13 protein-coding genes are annotated in these 19,769 nt (G+C 65.1%); 5 read left to right on the top strand and 8 right to left on the bottom strand.

Features of this window, described 5'->3' with window-relative positions; genetic code table 11:
- Nucleotides 1–742: 742 nt before the first annotated feature.
- The 3 genes from cydD to ACFY5D_RS04670 are packed head-to-tail and all read right to left on the bottom strand — an operon-like array spanning nt 743 to nt 6,782.
- Nucleotides 743–4,114 (bottom strand): thiol reductant ABC exporter subunit CydD, encoded by a 3,372-nt coding sequence (gene cydD / locus ACFY5D_RS04660; protein WP_387525679.1) that lies wholly within the window; start codon nt 4,112–4,114, stop codon nt 743–745.
- A 42-nt stretch (nt 4,115–4,156) separates the two neighbouring features.
- Entirely contained in the window at nt 4,157–5,179 is a 1,023-nt protein-coding gene (gene cydB, locus ACFY5D_RS04665) for a cytochrome d ubiquinol oxidase subunit II (RefSeq protein WP_387525682.1), read from the bottom strand.
- Nucleotides 5,180–5,207: 28 nt separating this feature from the next.
- Nucleotides 5,208–6,782: a cytochrome ubiquinol oxidase subunit I gene (locus ACFY5D_RS04670; protein WP_387527563.1), complete on the bottom strand. Its 1,575-nt coding sequence runs from the start codon at nt 6,780–6,782 to the stop codon at nt 5,208–5,210.
- 201 nt (nt 6,783–6,983) lie between these two features.
- On the opposite strand from ACFY5D_RS04670, the gene ACFY5D_RS04675 reads away from it, so the two are divergent.
- Together ACFY5D_RS04675 and ACFY5D_RS04680 are read left to right on the top strand one after the other, a co-directional pair.
- Nucleotides 6,984–7,358, top strand: coding sequence for a BlaI/MecI/CopY family transcriptional regulator (locus ACFY5D_RS04675; protein ID WP_387525686.1), 375 nt, complete (start codon nt 6,984–6,986; stop codon nt 7,356–7,358).
- A 24-nt stretch (nt 7,359–7,382) separates the two neighbouring features.
- On the top strand, nt 7,383–8,342 hold the full coding sequence (locus tag ACFY5D_RS04680) for a M56 family metallopeptidase (RefSeq protein WP_387525688.1): 960 nt from the start codon (nt 7,383–7,385) through the stop codon (nt 8,340–8,342).
- A gap of 86 nt (nt 8,343–8,428) precedes the next feature.
- Here the strand turns inward: ACFY5D_RS04680 and ACFY5D_RS04685 are convergent, their stop codons facing one another.
- Nucleotides 8,429–10,534, bottom strand: coding sequence for a type IIA DNA topoisomerase subunit B (locus ACFY5D_RS04685; RefSeq protein WP_387525691.1), 2,106 nt, complete (start codon nt 10,532–10,534; stop codon nt 8,429–8,431).
- Between the two features lie 200 nt (nt 10,535–10,734).
- On the opposite strand from ACFY5D_RS04685, the gene ACFY5D_RS04690 reads away from it, so the two are divergent.
- Nucleotides 10,735–10,959, top strand: coding sequence for a hypothetical protein (locus ACFY5D_RS04690; protein ID WP_387525694.1), 225 nt, complete (start codon nt 10,735–10,737; stop codon nt 10,957–10,959).
- A 231-nt stretch (nt 10,960–11,190) separates the two neighbouring features.
- Here the strand turns inward: ACFY5D_RS04690 and ACFY5D_RS04695 are convergent, their stop codons facing one another.
- From ACFY5D_RS04695 to ACFY5D_RS04710, 4 genes are all read right to left on the bottom strand, one after another.
- Entirely contained in the window at nt 11,191–12,396 is a 1,206-nt protein-coding gene (locus tag ACFY5D_RS04695) for an RNA polymerase sigma factor (RefSeq protein ID WP_387525695.1), read from the bottom strand.
- Between the two features lie 292 nt (nt 12,397–12,688).
- Nucleotides 12,689–13,846 carry a DUF4192 domain-containing protein gene (locus tag ACFY5D_RS04700; RefSeq protein ID WP_387525698.1) on the bottom strand — a complete coding sequence of 386 codons (1,158 nt, stop codon included), beginning with the start codon at nt 13,844–13,846 and terminating at the stop codon, nt 12,689–12,691.
- A gap of 111 nt (nt 13,847–13,957) precedes the next feature.
- Nucleotides 13,958–15,268 carry a nitrate/nitrite transporter gene (locus ACFY5D_RS04705; protein ID WP_387525701.1) on the bottom strand — a complete coding sequence of 437 codons (1,311 nt, stop codon included), beginning with the start codon at nt 15,266–15,268 and terminating at the stop codon, nt 13,958–13,960.
- Nucleotides 15,268–16,203: a proteasome assembly chaperone family protein gene (locus ACFY5D_RS04710; protein WP_387525703.1), complete on the bottom strand. Its 936-nt coding sequence runs from the start codon at nt 16,201–16,203 to the stop codon at nt 15,268–15,270. The genes ACFY5D_RS04705 and ACFY5D_RS04710 overlap by 1 nt, the downstream gene beginning before the upstream one ends.
- A gap of 362 nt (nt 16,204–16,565) precedes the next feature.
- On the opposite strand from ACFY5D_RS04710, the gene ACFY5D_RS04715 reads away from it, so the two are divergent.
- Nucleotides 16,566–18,080 (top strand): leucyl aminopeptidase, encoded by a 1,515-nt coding sequence (locus ACFY5D_RS04715; RefSeq protein WP_387525706.1) that lies wholly within the window; start codon nt 16,566–16,568, stop codon nt 18,078–18,080.
- A gap of 273 nt (nt 18,081–18,353) precedes the next feature.
- Nucleotides 18,354–19,733, top strand: a complete 1,380-nt coding sequence (lpdA, locus tag ACFY5D_RS04720; protein WP_387525709.1) for a dihydrolipoyl dehydrogenase — start codon at nt 18,354–18,356, stop codon at nt 19,731–19,733.
- The last annotated feature ends 36 nt before the right edge of the window (nt 19,734–19,769 follow it).

Raw genomic sequence — 19,769 nt, forward strand, 5'->3', positions numbered from 1 at the left:
GAACCGCCCAACAGGTTCCCCAGGGTTCCTGCGGTTGTTGATCGTGCGGAAGAGTTCCCCCCACTCTTGGCCGGAAGGAGCCTGCGTTTGCCGGGAGCATCCCCAGACGCTGAACGCCAATCGCCGACCCCAGTCCGATGAATTCAAGTAACCCGGATACATGGAGCCAACTGCCCCAGAGCGTCTCGGCTTGCAAGCCGTGGACCACATAGACCGGATACAGATCATCATCCAAACGAGTACGTCTGGATTACCTCAAACGTTAGGCAATCCCATGCCGTGTGCTCACGCGTAGCGGATACCCAATTGCTTGCCGCCGACTACTTGGATTTACGTTTGCCATACTCGAAAAGCACTCATCGAGTCGGAAACACCTATACTTATGGCCTTGTCGGCTGGCCTTCGTGGAGTGCCCTCCGAAACGAGTGAGAGACCCAAGGAACACGGGCCTATGGCCGGACGGCCCGGGAATGGATGCAGCGTGTGCCCTGCATCTGTCGCAGGGCACACGCCGGCGAATCCACTCGTTCGCGAATCAGGGCCCGATTCGTTCGTTCAGCAAGGACCCGCGGAATTCATCCGCCTCTTGGACATGGGCAGCCCCGGGCCCGCAGTACATGGTCGCCGAGGCGACCGCAAATCATCGTCGAGCTTTGCCTTTTGCGTGTTCGCAGTCCGGTTTCGGCATACTCCGTCCTGCTTCAACGCCGCCACCGCCCGCCAGAAATTTGGCCTCGCGAGATTAGCGGCGGGCAACCGCGCGGTCATTCAGGTCCAACAGGTCGAAAACCTCGTCGGCGAGCCTGGCGACGGCGGCATCGTGGGTGACGACCAACACCGCGCAGTCCCGTAGCGCCCCGCGCAGGTCGGCGATCAGTTCGACAGCCTCGTCGGCGCCCAGGTGGGCGGTGGGCTCGTCGAGCAGCAGCACCCGGGAGCGGGCAACCAGGGCGCGGGCCACGGCCAGTCGCTGGCGCTGCCCGCCGGAGAGGTGGTGCCCTCCGGAGCCGATGCGCTCGTCCAGCCCGCCGGGCAGGGAGTCGAGCCAGCCCCCGAGTCCGACCTGTTCCAGCACGGCAACCAGTTCGCCGTCGGCGGGCTGGTCCGCGAGGTCCCGGCCCAGTCCGAGGTTGGAGCGGACCGAGGAGTCAAAGAGGTGCGCCTCCTGCGGGCACCACGAGACCGATGCCAGGTCCGCGGTCGTTGCGTCCGCCCATTCTCCGTCACCGCGTCTGGCCTGCAGACTTCCGGCCAGCGGCGGCAGCGCGCCCAGGAACGCGGCGAGCATCGTGGACTTGCCCGATCCGGAGGGCCCGGTCAGGCCGACCCAGCGCCCCGTTTCGACGTCGACGGTTGCGTGCTCGAAGACGGGCCGCCCCGCGTCCCATCCCGCGCTGGCGTCGCGCAGGCGGAGGCCGGTCAGCGTCGACGGGTTGTTTGCCGTGCCGGCGGTGCCTGTCTCCTGGCGCGGCTGGGCGGCGGTGCCGGTCGATTCGGTGTGCGCACCCTCGAGGTTGACCCAGACCCGCTTGAGCACGTCGTCGAGCTGCGGCAGCTGCTGCACCGACGTGGCGGTGTTGGCGATCGGTTCGCCCAACGCCAGGAGCAGCAGTCCGGCAATCGCGGCCGCCTCCCCTCCGCCGGTTGTCACGGCGACAGCCAAGACTGCGGCGACCGCCGAGAGCAGCGCAGCCCCGCCCTGGGCCAGTCCCGCGCCACGGGCCGAGGCGCGCAGGACGGCCGTTGCCTTGGCGTCCTCCCGGGCGAACTCCGCAAGCGCCGTGCCGGTGGCGTTGTTGGCGCGCAGGTCCGCGGCCGCGCGCAGCAGCGTGGGAACCCTGAAGCCGAGCCAGATGCGGTGCTCGCTCACGGCAATGGTCGTGCGCTTCTCCACGGCAAGCACCGCGAGCGGCAGCACCACGAAGGCGAGCAGGCCCAGCAGCAGTGCCAGCCACAATGCCTGCGGAGCCCAGAAACCGATGCCTACGGTGATCACGGCCCAGGTGGCGACGCCGGCAACCGGCGGGACCAACACGCGGGGAACCGCGTCGCGGACCTCGTCGACCTCGGCCACCAGGTGTCCCAGCGCCGCTCCGGAGCGGGTGAGCCTGCCCCACATCCTGGGCTGGGCCACCAGCGCGTCCCAGAGGCGCTCGCGCAGGTTTCCGGAGAAGCGCAGCACCGCGTCGTGGATCTTGAGCTGTTCGGCGTAGTGCAGCACGGAACGGCCGATGCCGAAGGTTCGCACGCCGACGATCGCGACCATCAGGTGCAACATGGGCGGACGGTGGCTGGCGGTGACGATCAGCCAGCCGGAAATCCCGGTCAGGCCCACGCCAAAGAGCGCGGCAAACGTTGCCAGCAGCAGGCCCAGACCCATTCCGCCGCGGAACCACGGCAGTGAGCGCAGCAGCTTCCAGTGCGCCAGCGTCCGTTTGCCGGCCGGGGCTGCGGTTGCCGGGGGTTCCGTTGCCTGGGTCGCGGCAACATCTGGCACGGGTGCGTTCGACGTCGGCTCGGCGTCCGGGTCGGCGCCCGTGTGTGGCGCTGCCTGTCCGCGCAGCGCGACGGCGAGCACCCGGTCGTGGCTTGCAACCAGCAGCGCGCAACGTGCCGTCAGGCGCAGCAGCGCCGCGCGGATGCGAGCCGCAGACGCCTCGTCAAGGTGGGCGGTCGGCTCGTCGGCAAGCACCAGGTCGACATCCGGATCCGCGGCCACCCGGCCCAGCACGCGCGCCACGGCAACGCGGCGCAGCTCCCCCGGGCTGCAGTCAACCAGCCGACGGTCGGCTAGGTGCGCGATGTTCGCGTCCCGGCACACGGCTTCAAGGCCCGCGGCGTCCAGCGCGTTGCCGGCGTGCAGGGTGATTTCCCCGCGCACGGTTTCCTCGGTGAACTGCGGGTGCTGGGAAATCCAGGCGGTGCGTTCGGGCCGGACGGCGATGCTGCCCTCCACGGCTGCTCCCTCGAGCTGCCCAAGCACAGCGTGCAGCAGCGTGCTCTTGCCGGTGCCGCTGGCCCCGTCCAGGACGCGGGACTGCCCCGCCGGCAGGTCGAGGTCCACGTTGTGCAGGACCGGTTCGCTGCGGCCCGCGTGGTTCACCGTCAGGTTGCGGATCTCCAGCACGTTGCCGCGGGACGGCAGCTGCACCGGGGCGCTGCCGGGTTCCCGGGTGCCGCCGTCGACGAACTTCTCGCTGCGCTCCAGGGCCTCGACCCCGTCCTCGGACGCATGGTAGGCGGCGCCGAGCTCGCGCAGCGGCAGGTATGCCTCGGGGGCCAGGATCAGGGCCAGCAGTCCTGCCTCGAGGCCCATGTGCCCGTAGACAAGCCGCACGCCGATGAAAACGGCGACGACGGCCACGGAAATGGTGGCGATCAGCTCCAGCGCCAGGCCGGAGAGGAACGCGGTGCGCAGCGTTTTCATACTGCTCTCCCGGTACCCCTCCGAGACCTGGGCCAGGGCGCGGCCCTTGCCCCTGGCCCGGCGCAGCCCGATCAGTGCCGGAAGTCCCTGGGCCAGTTCCAGAAGCTGGTTGGACAGCCGGTCAAGGCCCGCGGCCGCGGCCTTGACCCTGTCCTGGGTGTGCAGTCCGATGAGGATCATGAAGACCGGCACCAGCGGCAGGGTCAGCACGATGATCAGTGCGGAAACCCAGTCGGCGACCAGCACCCGGACCACGACCATGAGCGGGATGACCGTTGCCGCGACGACCGCCGGCAGGTACTTCGTGTAGTAGTTGTCCAGCCCGTCCAGCCCGCGGCTGGCCAGCGCGGCAAGGGCCCCATGCTCCGGGCGGGATGCGGATCCCGCGCCCCGCCCGGACAGCCCGGCGGCCAAGAGCTGCCCTCGCAGCTTCTCCTTGGCGCCCAACCCGGCACGCCGTGCGGCGAACTGGGTTCCCCACACCGAACCGGCGCGCAGCAGCGCACCGGCCAGCCCCATGGCCAGCAGCCTTTGGACATCCGCGCCGCCGGCGCCCGCCAGTTGGCCGATGGCCGTGGCCAGGGCATCGGCGATCACAATCAATCCGACGGTCTTGAGGGCCGCCAGCCCGGCGAGCAGCGCCAGCACCAAACGTGATCCGGTTCCTGCGGGCAATACTGGTTTCATGGGACTGGTGTCTTGCTTTCTACGCGGCCGGCCGGGGTCCGGCTAGACGATGGAGGTGACGACGTGCGCTTCGGGGATGTGCGACTCGGTGATGCGTTTGCGGAACACCCAGTACGTCCAGCCCTGGTAGGCCAGCACCAGCGGCACGCCGAACGCCGCAACGATGCTCATGAGCTTGAGCGTGTACGGGGTCGAGGATGCGTTGGACACCGTCAGGTTGTAGGCGGCATCGATCGTCGAGGGCAGCACGTTCGGGTACGCGGCCATGAAGATCGTGGCAACTCCCATGACCAGGAAGAGCCCCAGGCCGATGAACGCCCGTCCCTCGCGGTGCTTGAGGGCGCTGAACCATGCGAAGACCAGCGCAACCACCGCAAGCGCCAGGGGCACCAGCGCGATCCCGCTGCGGTTGAGCACCACCACGGCAATCGCCCAACCGGCAAGCGGCAGCAGGGCCACCGGCAGCCACCGGCCCAGCAGCCTGCGGGCGCGAACACGGATCTCCCCGTCGGTTTTCAGGGTCAGGAAGGCCAGCGCGTGGATCAGGCAGAAGGCGACCACGCCGAGCCCGCCGAGCACCGCATACATGTTGAACCAGGCGAAGGCGCCGCCGACGCGGTCGCCGTTGGCATTCAGCGGCAGGCCCGTGGTGCTCAGCGCCAGCATGGCGCCGATGCCGAAGGCCGCGACGAACGATCCCAGGCAGATGGCCCAGTCCCAGAAGTTCCGCGCCGCAAGGGTGTGCGCCTTGCCGCGGTACTCGAATGAAACGGCGCGGAAGATCAGCGCGATGAGCACCAGCACCAGCGGGATATAGAGGGCGGAGAACAGCGAGGCGTACCAGTAGGGGAAGGCCGCAAAGGTCGCGCCACCGGCCGTCAGCAGCCACACCTCGTTGCCGTCCCAGACGGGTCCGACGGTGTTCAGCAGCACGCGGCGCTGCTTGTCGTTCCTGGCGAAGGTCTTCATGAGCATGCCGACGCCCAGGTCGAAACCCTCAAGGAAAAGGTAGCCGATCCAGAGCACGGCGATCAGGATGAACCACAGGGTGGGTAGGAAGTCCACTTAAATGTCCTCTCTTGAATCAGTGCGGTTAGTAGGCGAAGGAGAGCACATCGGTGTCCTTGTGCCCGTCGTCGGGATGGTCGTTCAGCTCCGGCATGGCCGCGCCGACTCCGCCGCGAATGAACCTGGTCAACAGGACCACTTCAACGACGAGCAGCACCGCATAGACCAGGGTGAGCGCGACCAGCGAGAAGAGCATTTCTCCGGCGCTGACCCCCGGGGAAACCGCCGCGGCGGTGAACATGAACACCTGGTCGATCCCCTCGAAGCTCGGGTTGGGTGCGACCACGAAGGGCTGTCGGCCCATCTCCGTGAAGATCCAGCCGGCGGAGTTGGCGCCAAAGGGCGCCAGCATTCCGAAGAGCGCCAGGCGGGAGATCCACTTGCTGGCCGGGACGGTTCCCTTGCGGGTGAGCCAGAGCGCCACGCCTGCGGCGACCGCGGAGAGGCCGCCGAGGGTGATCATCAGGCGGAAGCCCCAGTAGGTCACGGCCATGACCGGAAGGTAATTGATTTCGCTCCCCGCACGGTCCCCGTACATCGGGTCGTTGGGCAGGTGCGTTCCGTACTTTGCCTGGTACTCGGGCAGGAGCGAGTTGACGCCCTTGATCTCGGTGGTGAAGTTGTCATTGGCCAGGAAGGAGAGCAGACCCGGGATCTCCCAGACCGCGACCATCTCTTCGCACGTTGTGGCACCCGGCTGGCTGAGGTCGCCGATGGACAGAATCGAGAATCCGGTTCCGTCGTGGCAGGCCGCCTCGGCGGCGGCCATCTTCATGGGCTGTTGCTCAAACATGAGCTGAGCCTGGACGTGGCCCGAGAATGCCACGCCAAGGAAGGACACAACGGCGACGATGGCGCCAACTCGCAGGGACTTGATCCAAACCTGGTAGTCGACCTTGTCGCGGTTCTTGCCGAGCTTCGCGTCCTCGCCGACGACGACCTTCCCCTCCGCATCCACGGTGTCGATGCCGGCGGACCGCCGCTTGTAGAGGTGGTACCAGGAGATGCCGAGCAGGAATCCGCCGGCCACGGCGAAGGCGCCGAAGATGGTGTGCGGGAACGTCACCAGCGCCGTGTTGTTGGTGAAGACGGCCCAGGCGTCGGTCATGGTTGCGCGGCCATCGACGATCTCGGTGCCAACCGGGTGCTGCATCCAGGAGTTGGCGACGAGAATGAAGTACGCGGAGAGTATTGTGGCCAGCGAGGCGCACCAAATGGTTGCGAGGTGGATTCGCTTGGGCAGGCGGCCCCAGCCGAAGATCCACAGTCCAAGGAACGTCGATTCGACGAAGAACGCCAGCAGGGCTTCCATGGCCAGCGGGGCCCCAAAGACGTCGCCAACGAAGCGGCTGTACTCGCTCCAGGCCATGCCGAACTGGAATTCCTGGACGATGCCCGTGGCGACGCCCATGATGAAGTTGATGAGGAAGAGCTTTCCCCAGAACTTGGTCATGCGCAGGTATTCTTCCTTGCCCGTGCGGTGCCAGGCCGTCTGCATGACCGCCACCACCAGGCCGAGGCCGATGGTCAGGGGGACCATCAGGAAGTGATAAACGGTGGTGATTCCAAATTGCCATCTGGCGATTTCAAGGGGATCCACGGCCAACCTCTCAACACTCATCTACTCGGACGCTCCGAGTCTACACACTGTTTTCTACGTCTCGTAGAAGTTCGTTCTACCCACTGTAGAACATTTGGCCGCCACACTGTAAACTGAGGTTGGTGAGAGGCCCTTTCGTGCCACTCACGGGATCTTGCGTTGTCCGCAAGAACCCTGTTTCGAATGCGTAAGGAACTTAGATTGGCCACTCTTGGCGACCTTGAACGAGCAGTAATGGATCTCCTCTGGGACTCGACGTCCCCGCTCACGGCCAACGAACTTCGTGATCAGCTTGCCGCACCCGGCGACGTCGAAGGCAAGGAACTTGCCGTCACGACCGTCCTGACGGTTCTGGCACGACTGGAAAAGAAGGGGCTCGTGGCGCGCGAACGCGATATCCGCCCGCACCGCTACACTTCCGTCACCAGCCGCGAGGACCACACCGTGGCCTTGATGAACGAAGCACTGGGCACGGTCATGGACCGCGAGGCCGTACTGGCACGCTTCATTGGCGGCATCTCCGCCGAGGAAGCACAGTCGTTGCGCCAGCTGCTCGACACCCCGCACAACGCCTAATCCCAGTCCCGACAGCCGGGCATCGTGCTGCTGACCTCGTACCTCTTGGCGGGTCTGGCCATCCTTTTGGCCTGGCCGATACCCGTCGCGCTTTCGCGCGCCCGCTGGACGGCACGATCCCCGTTCGCAGCCATGGTGGTATGGCAGGCGATAGCACTCGCCGGCGGCCTCTCCATGATCGGCGCCATGCTCTTTTGGGGCCTCAACCCCCTCGGCGACAGCCTGATTTCAGCCTCCGTCGGCGGCATCAAGCTCCTCATGGGCGATCCCGACGTCAACTCGCCCGGCCCGGTGCACATCTTCGCGCTAAGCACCGCCGCACTGCTGGGTTTCCATCTTGTACTGACGCTGATCCGCGCGGCCTGGCGAATCAGCCGCCAGCGCGCCCGACACAGGCACATCCTGTCGTTGCTCTCTGAAAAGTCCCCCACGGATCCGGCCACACTTGTCTTGGATCACGAAACCCCGGTTGCCTATTGCCTGCCGAGCTTTTCGGGTTCGGTCACGGTCCTCTCGCGCGGGCTGGTGCAGAAGCTCAGCCCCGACGAGCTGCGCGCCGTCATGGCCCACGAACGGGCCCACTTGGACCAGCGCCACGACTTGCTCTTGCTCGCGTTCACCTCATGGAACGACGCACTGCCATGGCTGCCCACGTCCAGACTCGCGCTTGCCGCGGTCCACGAGCTCGTGGAAATGCTTGCCGACGACGCGGCACTTCGCGAAGTCCAGTCCCCCACCCTGCTTCGCGCACTTCTCACCGTGGCAACCGGTGCACTGGGCGACCAAGGCGGCAAACACGCGGCGGCCCCACCGACCGGCACGCCGGGAGGGCCCACCGAGGAACTCTCCTCGCGCCGTCTGCGGCGCCTGCTCACACCCCAGCCGCCGCTGAACAGCGCCCTGCGAAACTTGATCATTGCAACGGCAATCATCTTGTTCGCGGTGCCGACGACCCTGTTGATCGTCCCCGGCTTCTTCGAATAGGCCGTTGCGCCATACGATTCGGCGCCGACCCCTATACGAGTGTGGCGGGCCCCGAAGGGACCCGCCACACTCGTCGGAGCCGAATGCTATGCGTCGATGCGATCACGTTCCAGGCGCTCGGCGCCACCAATGATGAATTCCTTGCGCGGTGCAACGTCCGAGCCCATCAGCAGGTCGAAGACCCGCTCGGCGCTCTCAGCCTGGGCCAGGCCTACACGGCGCAGCGTGCGGTGGCGCGGGTCCATGGTGGTTTCGGCCAGCTGGTCGGCGTCCATTTCGCCCAGACCCTTGTAGCGCTGCAGGGGTTCCTTGTAGCGCTTTCCTTCGGCGGCAAGTGCGTCCAGCACCTGGTGCATCTCGGCCTCGGAATAGGTGTAGATCATTTCATTGGCCTTGGACCCGGCATTGATGACCTCGATGCGGTGCAGCGGCGGAACCGCGGCATACACGCGCCCGTGCTCGATCATCGGTCGCATGTAGCGGAAGAAGAGCGTGAGCAGCAGTGTGCGAATGTGCGCACCGTCGACATCGGCATCCGTCATCAACACGACCTTGCCGTAGCGGGCTGCGGAAATGTCGAAGCTGCGGCCAGAACCCGCACCGATGACCTGGATCATGGCTGCGCATTCGGCGTTGGAGAGCATGTCCGCCACCGAGGCCTTCTGCACGTTGAGGATCTTGCCGCGGATCGGCAGCAGGGCCTGGAAGTCCGAAGAACGGGCAAGCTTGGCCGTGCCCAACGCGCTGTCGCCCTCGACGATGAACAGTTCGGAGCGCTTCACGTCGGTGCTGCGGCAGTCCGCAAGCTTGGTCGGCAGCGAGGAGGTTTCCAGGGCGTTCTTGCGGCGCTGGGTTTCCTTGTGGACGCGTGCCGAAACACGCGACTTCATTTCGCTGACGACCTTTTCCAGCAGCATCGAGGCCTGGGTCTTGTCGCCGCGTGCCGTGGAATTCAGCTGCGCGCCGAGGGACTTTTCGATCACCTTGGAAACGATTTGGCGCACCGCTGAGGTGCCCAGGATTTCCTTGGTCTGCCCCTCGAATTGGGGCTCGGCCAGGCGCACCGTCAGCACGGCGGTCATGCCGGCGCTCACGTCGTCTTTCTCGATCTTGTCGTTGCCGACCTTCAGCTTGCGGGCGTTTGCCTCGATGACCTTGCGGAAGGTCTTCAGCAGCGCCTGCTCGAAACCTGTCTGGTGCGTTCCGCCCTTGGGGGTGGAAATGATGTTCACGAAGGAGCGAACGGTGGTTTCGTAGCCGATTCCCCAGCGGAGGGCCACGTCCACGTCGCAGACGCGTTCCACCTCGGTGATGCGGCTGTGGCCCGATTCGTCGATGACCGGAACCGATTCCTTGAAGGTGCCCGAACCGTGGAAGCGCCAGATGTCGGTGACCGCTGCATCGTTGGCGAGGTAGTCAACGAATTCGGAGATGCCGCCGTCGTGGTGGAAGACCTCCTCGAAAGCCCCTTCTTCCCCCGGGGTGCCTGCCAAGCGGCGTTCGTCGCGGAGGGTGATCTTGAGCCCCGGCACCAGGAAAGAGGTCTGCCGGGCGCGCGCCTGGAGTTCGGTGTAGGAGAACTTTGCGTCGGGGGTGAAGATCTGGCGGTCCGCCCAATAGCGCACACGGGTACCCGTGACACCGCGCTTGGCCTTCCCCACGATGTCGAGCACCGAGGCATCAGAGAACGGTTCGAAGACCGAATCCGGCTTGGCCTTGCCCGAATCCTTGAACCGCCCGGGCTCGCCACGGCGGAACTGCATTCCGTAGGTCTTGCCGCCACGATCCACCTGTACGTCCAGTCGTGCCGAAAGCGCATTCACCACGGAGGCGCCAACGCCGTGCAGGCCACCTGAGGCCGTGTAGGAACCGCCACCGAACTTGCCGCCGGCGTGGAGCTTGGTGAAGACAACCTCGACGCCCGAGAGCCCGGTCTTCGGTTCGATGTCCACGGGGATGCCGCGGCCGTCGTCGTGGATTTCCACGGATCCATCCGGGTGCAGGATGACGTTGATTGACTGGCCGTGGCCGGCCAGCGCCTCATCGACGGAATTGTCAATGATCTCCCAGAGGCAATGCATCAGGCCGCGCGAATCGGTGGAACCGATATACATGCCCGGGCGTTTGCGTACCGCCTCGAGACCCTCCAGGACAGATAGGTGTCGGGCGTTGTAGTCACTGCTGATGGCCACGGTTTTAGTACTCCTCAAAAACGTCGGAACGACGCTATCCACAATAGTGCCCAGCCCCGCCATTTCGCTGATCGCGCCACTTCTTTGAGCCGCAGCTCACCCTTGTTTCCGCTACGCGGTGAGCGAAAGCCCGAGGTATCGAGAAGAAAACCGGAGTTTTACTGGTTCTATTAGATACACAACGAATGAAGGAGGTCATCATGACAACGACAACGGTAACCCGAGAGCTGAATGCGCTCGATCGTTGCGACCGCTGCGGGGCACAGGCCTTTGTACGTGCGGTGCTGGAGACCTCCGGCGGCGAGCTCTACTTCTGCGGACACCACGCTCGCGCAGTTGAAGCGAAGCTTCGCCCCTTGACCATTGAATGGCAAGACGAAACGGCTCGACTCTACGAGAAGCCCGTTTACGACGACGAGGACTAGTCCGCTTCCGTCCCGTCGGCATTTGCTGCCGGCAGGAAATGACAGCGAATGACTTTTGGATGGGCCCGGCGATTTCGCCGGGCCCATCCTTTGTCTTAAGCCAGCTCGGTCAGCCATCAGTCCGGACGCCGGACCACTGTTTCGCCTGGACCGCATTCGGCTCTAAACGACGGTGCGCCGGCGGTTGCCGGGCAAATACCCAACAACCGCCGGCGCACCGAACGGGGATTCTTAATCCAAGTAGTCGCGCAGAACCTGCGAACGCGACGGGTGACGCAACTTGGACATCGTCTTCGACTCGATCTGGCGAATACGCTCGCGGGTCACGCCGTAAACCTTGCCGATTTCATCCAAGGTCTTCGGTTGTCCGTCGGTCAGGCCGAAGCGCATGGCCACGACGCCGGCCTCGCGCTCGGAGAGCGTGTCGAGAACCGAGTGAAGCTGTTCCTGCAACAGGGTGAAGGAAACGGCATCGGCCGGCACAACGGCTTCGGAGTCTTCGATCAAGTCGCCGAACTCCGAGTCGCCGTCTTCGCCCAGAGGGGTGTGAAGCGAGATCGGTTCGCGTCCGTACTTCTGAACCTCGACGACCTTTTCCGGGGTCATGTCCAATTCCTTGGCCAATTCCTCGGGGGTTGGTTCGCGACCGAGGTCCTGAAGCATCTGGCGCTGCACGCGTGCAAGCTTGTTGATGACCTCGACCATGTGGACGGGGATGCGGATCGTGCGGGCTTGGTCGGCCATGGCACGGGTGATCGCCTGGCGGATCCACCAGGTGGCGTACGTGGAGAACTTGAAGCCCTTGGTGTAGTCGAACTTCTCGACAGCACGGATCAGGCCCAGGTTGCCTTCCTGGATGAGGTCCAGGAAGAGCATGCCGCGGCCGGTGTAGCGCTTGGCCAGCGAGACCACGAGGCGCAGGTTGGCCTCGAGCAGGTGGTTCTTGGCGATCTTGCCGTCGTGGATGATCTGCTCGTAGTCCCAGCGCAGGCGCTTGTCCATCGAGCCGTCGTCGGCGAGCAGCTTCTCCTGTGCGAACAAGCCGGCTTCGATGCGCAGGGCAAGATCGACTTCCTGCTCGGCATTCAGCAGGGCGACCTTGCCGATCTGCTTCAGGTAGTCCTTGACCGGGTCGGCGGTTGCGCCGGCGACCATGACCTGCTGCTGCGGGGCATCGTCCTCGTCGGCAGAGAGCACGAAGCCCTTGGAGTTTTCGTCTGCCTTGGGTGCGGCAGGGGCGTCGTCGGCATCGTCGACGTCAACGTCGGTGTCTTCGACGTCGGTGTCTTCGTCGGCCTTTGCTGCCTTGGCACGGGACTTCGCCGGAGCCCGCTTAACGGCTGCCTTCTTAGCGGGTGCAGCAGCCTTGGCGGCTGCAGCTGTCGGCTCTTCGGCTTCGGCAGCCTGGCCATTGGTGGTCGTCTCAGAAGATGACACGAAATACCTTTCTCACGGTTCGTCCGCGATGCCACCTACCGGTAACACCACTATGACCCTGTCAAGTCCGCGTCCCGCCGAATATAGGCGAGCCGGGAGTGAGGGTCTACGGAATAGAACGCCTTACTCCCGCCATTTGTTCCCTCCGGAAAACCGGTGACAACTGCTTAAGAGCCATGGATCACGAACCCAACCGGGTCTGCTGGTTAACAGTGTCTCATGTTTCGGCTGGCCGGGGATTCACCGTGCCCCATTTTTGTCGGGAGATTTTCCCTACAAAGGTCCTTTGCGACTAGGCACTGAGCCGCCCGTCAAGTTTCCTGTGCCAGGCCCTGTCCGGGTCCGCGACCCAGGAAGGCATTTCGCCGGCTTCAAGCAACCGCAGCAACAGCTGCGCCAGCCTGTATCCGGGATCCGTCCGCAATGCCGCCTTGAGCAGGTTCAGCGCCGAGCTCCCCCGGCCCTTGGCCCATTCGAGCCAACCGAGAAGGCACAACAGGGCGGCATGGTCCTGCCCGGCCGCCACACCCAAAAGGTCGCGGCAGATGAACCAGAGCCGATCCATCCTTTCCCAATCGGGTTGCGCGCCACCGGTTCCCAAAAGAAAATCGGAAAAGTCCTGCGATGCCTCACCGAAGTCGACCGCTCCTGCGACCTCGTGGAAGGCCTGCATGGCACGCCCGGCTCCCCTGCCTGCGAGATAGGGCAACAGGTCCCGGAGCGTCTTGTCGTGCAACGAGGCCAGCAGCTCCCCGCACAAGGAATCGGTTCCGCGCATTCTCTGCTCGGCAACGGCAGGGTCGGCATCCAGGAGGCGCGCCCAGCCATCAATGAATTGTTCCCGCGAAGTCGAGCCGGAAAAACCCTCAAGCATTTCCAACACCTGAGCACGAACCGCTTCCTTGTTCGGCCAATCGGCAACTCCACCACCGTCCCACAGCTGCTCCTCGGGTGCGGAACCCGCAACCACCATGCGCAGGTGGGTTTCGGTCAGCGCGAGGTCAGGAAGCGCAAATCCCTCCGCAGGGCAGCATTCCGCGCTGCTGCAGAAGTAGCTGTGCCAGCGCTCGGACCCGACATGCCAGCCGTCGCGCACCTGGATGCCGGCGCGCATCAAGGCCGTGACAAGCGCCTGGAGCAGCTTGTGTCGCGGAGGCCAATCCATGGAGCTGTCCGGCGACTGATCGGTGTAGAAGGCGACGAACACCGCGTCCGCCCGCGGAACCTTGTGCACCAGGTTGACCAGCTGGCGCACCCAGATGCGCTCGTCTGCTGGTTCATGGTGGCCCACCGGCAGGTCCACGCGCAGCGTGGCCGCCAGTCCCGCCTTTTGCATAATCAGCAAGACCACCGAGTTTCGCGGGTAGAAACCAAGTGCGTGGGGAATGTAGGCGAGCACCTCGTCGGGGCTGGCCAGGGAAAAATTCGATGCCGAAGGTGAAGTAGTCATGCACCACAGGGTGCGCGTGGTCGCGCTCCGCCGTCCGGCTTCCGGGGCCGGCTGTGGAGCGCCAACCGACGCCACGGCCGGGCACCCGGCCTGTGAGGGACAGTGCGGTGGCTAGTTGCCCGGAACGCTCGTGGCGGCTCCGCCTGGCAGGGTTGTTCCGCGCAACGCCAGGTCGCGGCGCGCCTTGCCCCTGGTGACGAACATGCCGACGACACCGATGACGATCACGAGGAACTGGAATGACATGGCCCAGCGGAAGGCGTCAAGGGTGTACAGCTCGGCGCCCGGTCCGGCGGCCTTTTGCTGGAAATCCAGCAGCCAGCCAATCACGTAGACGGATACCAGTGCGGCAAGGAACCCCCCGACGTTGACGATCCCGGTGGCGGTGCCGATGACGTGCTGCGGATTGAAGGTGCGGGCAAAATCGAACCCGATCATGGAGGCAGGGCCGCCGATGGCCACGAAGACGATCAAGACGATCAGCATCCAAAGGGGTGCCTTGCCGGGCCACAGGACGACGGCGAGCCAGCTCAACGCGATGCCGAGGATGACGCCGAATGCGATGTTTGAGCGGCGGTTCGGGTAACGGGCCACGGCTGCACCCAGGATCGGGCCGAAGACCATCGCAACGACCACGAAGATGGACAACAGCCCGGAGGCAAGCTCCGGGGACAGGCCCTGCCCCGATACGAGGAACGGGTAGCCCCACGTCAGCAAGAAGACGTTGGCCGAGAACTGCGTGGTGAAGTGCGTCCAGAAGCCCAATCGGGTGCCGGGTTCCTTCCACGCGTGCGACAGCAGGGCGCGGACCCTGGGCTGGACGGGCCGCGGGCCCGCGGCGCGCGGCCCGTCGCTGACAAGGAACACCGCAAGCAGCAGCGCCAGGACGGACAAGGCCGCCAGCGAGAGGAACGCCGGGGTCCAGCTCCACAGGTGCAGCAGCGCCACGAAGGGGATCAGTGAAAGCAGCTGGCCCAGTTGGCCGACCATGCCGGTGACCTGGGTGAGCATCGGGATCCGGTAGCCGGAGAACCAGACGGGAAGCAGCCGGATCACCGACACGAACGTCATCGCGTCGCCGGCACCGACAAAGAACCGTCCGACGAGTCCCGCGCCCACCGAGTCGGCCATCGCCAGAAGCAACTGGCCGATCACCATCAGCGCCGCGCCGCCGGTGATCATCGCGCGCGGGCCCCAACGGTCGACCAGCACGCCGACCGGGATCTGCAATCCCGCGTAGACCACAAGCTGCACCACGGAGAACGTTGCAAGAATGGAGGCCGAGGCGTCAAAGCGCTCCGTTGCCTCAAGCCCGGCGACGCCGAAGCTGGTTCGCTGGGTGACGGCGATCAGGTAGGCCCCGACGCTCGCACCCCAGACCAGCCAGGCTCGCGCGGAATCGTGGTGCGCCGGCTTGCCCACTAGGAATCCGTGGCGGCCGGGCCACCCTGGTCGTCCATGCCGGAGAGGAAGGCCTCGACCGCCATCGCCAATTCGTCCCCGTCGGGAACTTCGGCATCGAGGCTCACCAGCAGCGAGCGCCGTTCGGTCTCGGGGACGTGCTGGTCGAACCGCTCCTCGAAGCCCGCCACCATTTTCTGCACCTCGGGGCTGCCCGCAACCTGCTCGGCAATCTGCCCCTCAAGCCGGCGGCCCGCCTCGCGCAGCCTGTCGGTGGGCAGGCCCAGGCCCATGGCGGCGCCGACGTATTCCAGCGCCCCGACGGCAACCTGCGGGTACTCGGCTTCGGAAAGGTAGTGCGGAACATGCATCGAGTAGCCGACCGCGTCGCGCGAGGCCTCGGTCAGCCGCACCTCAACGAGGTTGACCATGCTGGCCGGGAGCTCGGCGGTGGGCGACCAGGTGGAAATGCCCTCGATGATGTCCTTGCGGTTTCCGTGCGCGGTGACACCCATCTGGCGCGTGTGCGGGACGGGCATCGGCACTGCGCCGAAGGAAACCGTCAGGCGGACGTTCAGCGCCTCGACCAGTGCGACCACCGCCCGCGACACCCGCTCCCAGGCAAGGTCCGGTTCGGGCCCGGTAAGGAAAAGGAAGTCCTGCTCCAGCCCATCGGTGAGCAGGTAAAGCTCCAGGCGCGGCGGCTGGTAGGCGGCAAAGTGGTCGCCGAGGAAGGAAATCTGGGGCCGGCGCTCGCGGTAGTTGATCAGCTGGTCGGTGTCGAAGGAGGCGATCAGCCGGGGGTTGAGCGAGTCAAGCAATTCGGTGCGCACCTGTGAGGCAACATGGCCCGCATCGGTGTGGCCGCGCATTCCGATCAGCAGGTCGAGGCCTTGAAGTTCCAGGGCATCCAGGTCGACGTCTTCGAACCGGACCAGGGATTGGTATTCAAGCATTGCCACTGCTCCTTTCAGGTTGCTGTCTTGGCGTTCTCCGATGTCACGGGGCATGCGCCTGGACAGTGCGCAAGCAAACACCCGAACCCAACAGGAGTGGACGTGGGGACTCGACCAGATCGGATCGGTTCCCGTTACAGAGGGGTCAACCAAGGGAGTGCGTGATTTCTTCCCGTGACCACCCTCAATTCTAGGCCGACTCGGGATCAAATGCGGTGTGTGCTCCGTCTCAGGGATACGATCGGTAAAGCCCAATCGGCAATGGGGCCACCAAAGACCTTGGGGCCCGGCACCGATGGCGCACCCCCGAGGTACACGTACTTTCACTGCACCCACAGAATCTACCGAAGAGGAATCGTTTCGTGATCAACTCAAGCGATCTCAAGCTGACCGCCGTTTCCACCGACATCAAGCGCATCGGCGCCGGCGCCCTGGTCCTTGGTGTCGTCAAGGGCACCGACGGTCCGACGCTGGTGGCATCGCCGTTCAGCCCGAAGGTGACCGAGTCACTGGAGGCTTCCCTGAGCCTGCTCAATGCCAGCGGAGCCGCAGACGAGCTGACCCTCCTGCCGGCAACCGCCGAAACCAAGGCCGAGCTCTTCGCCTTCATCGGCCTGGGCGACTTCGAGGAATCCACCCTGACCGAAGAGGCGCTGCGTCGCGCCGCCGGCTCGGCGACCCGCCAGCTTGCCGGCACCTCCACCGTGCTGTTCGCCTTGCCGGCCGCGACGGTCGCCCAGGCCGAAGCCGTCGCCGAGGGCATCGCCATGGGTGCCTACGACTTCTCCAACCACCGCTCGACCCCGGCCAAGAAGCAGCCGCTGAGCGAGGCCGTCATCGCCACCGCCGCCTCTGCAGACAAGACGCTGCCCGCCGCACTGAAGCGCGCGGCCGTCATCGGCCGCGCCGTGCGCGCAACCCGAGACCTGGTCAACACCGCCCCGAACGTCCTGTACCCGGAGTCCTTCGCCCAGGCAGTCAAGGACACCGCCAAGGGCCTCGCCCTGAAGGTCACCATCATCGACGACAAGAAGCTGGAAAAGGACGGCTATGGCGGCCTGATGGGCGTGGGACGCGGCTCGGACCGGGGCCCGCGCCTGGTCAAGGTCGAGTACTCCCCCGCCAAGGCATCCAAGCACCTGGCCCTCGTCGGCAAGGGCATCACCTTCGACACAGGCGGAATCTCCATCAAGCCCGCGCTGGGCATGCACGCCATGAAGAACGACATGGCAGGCGCCGCGACGATCCACCAGGCCATCGTCGCCATCGCCGAGCTGGGCCTTCCGGTGAAGGTCACCGCATGGCTGTGCCTTGCGGAGAACATGCCAGGCGGCGGCTCGACCCGTCCGGGCGACGTCATCACCATGTTCGGCGGCAAGACCGTCGAGGTGCTGAACACCGACGCCGAGGGCCGCTTGGTCATGGCCGACGGCCTGGTTGCGGCCAGTGCCGAGAAGCCGGACGCCATCATCGACGTCGCCACGCTGACCGGTGCCCAGGTCGTGGCCCTGGGTGTGCGCACCGCGGGCGTCATGGGCGACGAGGCGCTGCGCGATTCGGTGGTTGCCGCCGCGGACCGTGCCGGGGAGGCCGCTTGGGCCATGCCGATTCCCGAGGAACTGCGCCCGAGCATCGACTCGCAGGTCGCGGACCTGGCCAACATTGGTGAACGCATGGGTGGCATGATGACCGCCGCCGCGTTCCTGAACGAATTCGTCGGCGAGGTCGACGGCGTGAAGATCCCGTGGGCCCACATGGACATCGCCGGACCGGCCTTCAACGAGGCCGCTGCGTTCGGTTACACCCACAAGAACGCCACGGGCTCCTCGGTGCGCACCCTGGTGACGTTCGCCGAGGAAATGGCCGCAGGAAAGTAGTCCCGCCCGCCCCCATGGACGAGGCGTGCACGACGCCGGGGTTTTTCCGGAACTTTTCCGCTTCACCCCGGCGTTGTGTAACCCGTCACAGTTGACGGCAATGTGTATCACGGCATGTGGCCGAGTCCGTTTCATGGGGCTAAGGTAATTCTGATAGATCACTTGCATTACAGTTTCGTCGCGCCCGCATCACGGGCGCGGGGAAACACCCCCCCCCCACACACCATGGCCGACCACCACGTTGGCCACAACTCATAACGAGGGAGCGTTCACGTGGCCGAATCGGCAGCAACGCAAGAATTCGACATCCTCATTCTCGGTGGCGGTTCCGCCGGCTACTCGGCAGCATTGCGCGCCGTCCAGCTGGGTTTCACCGTCGGCTTGATTGAGAAGGCCAAGCTCGGTGGCACCTGCCTGCACACCGGTTGCATCCCGACCAAGGCGTACCTGCACTCGGCCGAACTGGCCGAAAACGCTCGCGAAGGTGCCAAGTACGGCATCAACACCACGCTTGAGTCCATCGACCTCGGCGCCGTGCGCAGCTACAAGGACGGCATTGTCGCCGGCAAGCACAAGGGCCTGTCGGGTCTGCTGAAGATGAAGAAGGTCACCGTTATCGAAGGTAACGGCCGCCTGGTGTCCCAGGACACCATCGACGTTGACGGTGTTGCCTACAAGGGCAAGAACATCATCCTTGCCACGGGTTCCGAGTCGAAGACCTTCGGCCTGGAAATCGGCGGGCGCGTCCTCACCAGCACCGAAGCGCTGAACATGGACACCCTTCCGAAGAGCGCCATCGTGCTCGGCGGCGGCGTCATCGGCGTTGAATTCGCTTCCGTGTGGAAGTCCTTCGGCGTCGACGTGACCATCGTTGAAGGCCTGCCTTCCCTGGTTCCGAACGAAGATCCCTCGATCATCAAGAACCTGGAGCGCGCCTTCAAGAAGCGCGGCATCAAGTTCAACACCGGCGTCTTCTTCGAAAAGGTCGAGCAGGACGCCAACGGCGTCAAGGTCTTCCTCGCAGACGGCAAGGTCCTCGAAGCGGACATCGTCCTGGTTGCAGTTGGCCGTGGCCCGGTCACCGCCGGCCTGGGCTACGAAGAGCAGGGCATCCCGATGGACCGCGGCTTCGTGCTCATCAACGAGCGCTGCCACACCGGAGTGGGCAACATCTTCGCCATCGGCGACATCGTCCCGGGCGTCCAGCTTGCACACCGCGGCTACCAGCACGGCATCTTCGTCGCCGAAGAGATCGCCGGCCTGAACCCGGTTGTCGTCGAGGACATCAACATCCCGAAGGTCACCTTCTGCGAACCGGAAATCGCTTCAGTTGGCTACTCGGAGCCTGCTGCCAAGGAAAAGTTCGGCGCCGACCAGATCGAGGTCACCGAGTACAACCTGGCCGGCAATGGCAAGTCCTCCATCCTGGGCACTTCCGGCCTGATCAAGATGGTCCGCGTCAAGAACGGCCCGATCGTCGGCGTTCACGGCATCGGCGGCCGCATCGGCGAGCAGATCGGTGAAGCACAGCTCATCGTGAACTGGGAAGCCTACCCGGAGGACGTCGCACAGCTCATCCACGCACACCCGACGCAGAACGAATCGCTCGGCGAGGCCGCAATGGCCTTGGCCGGCAAGCCGCTGCACGGTTAGTCACATTTGCTGCTCCGTGCACGCGACCGAAAGGCT

The sequence above is a fragment of the Paeniglutamicibacter sp. NPDC012692 genome, from assembly GCF_042901625.1.
Taxonomy (GTDB): domain Bacteria; phylum Actinomycetota; class Actinomycetes; order Actinomycetales; family Micrococcaceae; genus Paeniglutamicibacter.

Excerpts from the sequence above, each read along its gene's own strand:
- ACFY5D_RS04700 (WP_387525698.1), bottom strand. The coding sequence starts at position 13,846 with ATGACTACTTCACCTTCGGCATCGAATTTTTCCCTGGCCAGCCCCGAC.
- cydD (WP_387525679.1), bottom strand. The coding sequence starts at position 4,114 with ATGAAACCAGTATTGCCCGCAGGAACCGGATCACGTTTGGTGCTGGCG.
- ACFY5D_RS04690 (WP_387525694.1), top strand. The coding sequence starts at position 10,735 with ATGACAACGACAACGGTAACCCGAGAGCTGAATGCGCTCGATCGTTGC.
- ACFY5D_RS04710 (WP_387525703.1), bottom strand. The coding sequence starts at position 16,203 with ATGCTTGAATACCAATCCCTGGTCCGGTTCGAAGACGTCGACCTGGAT.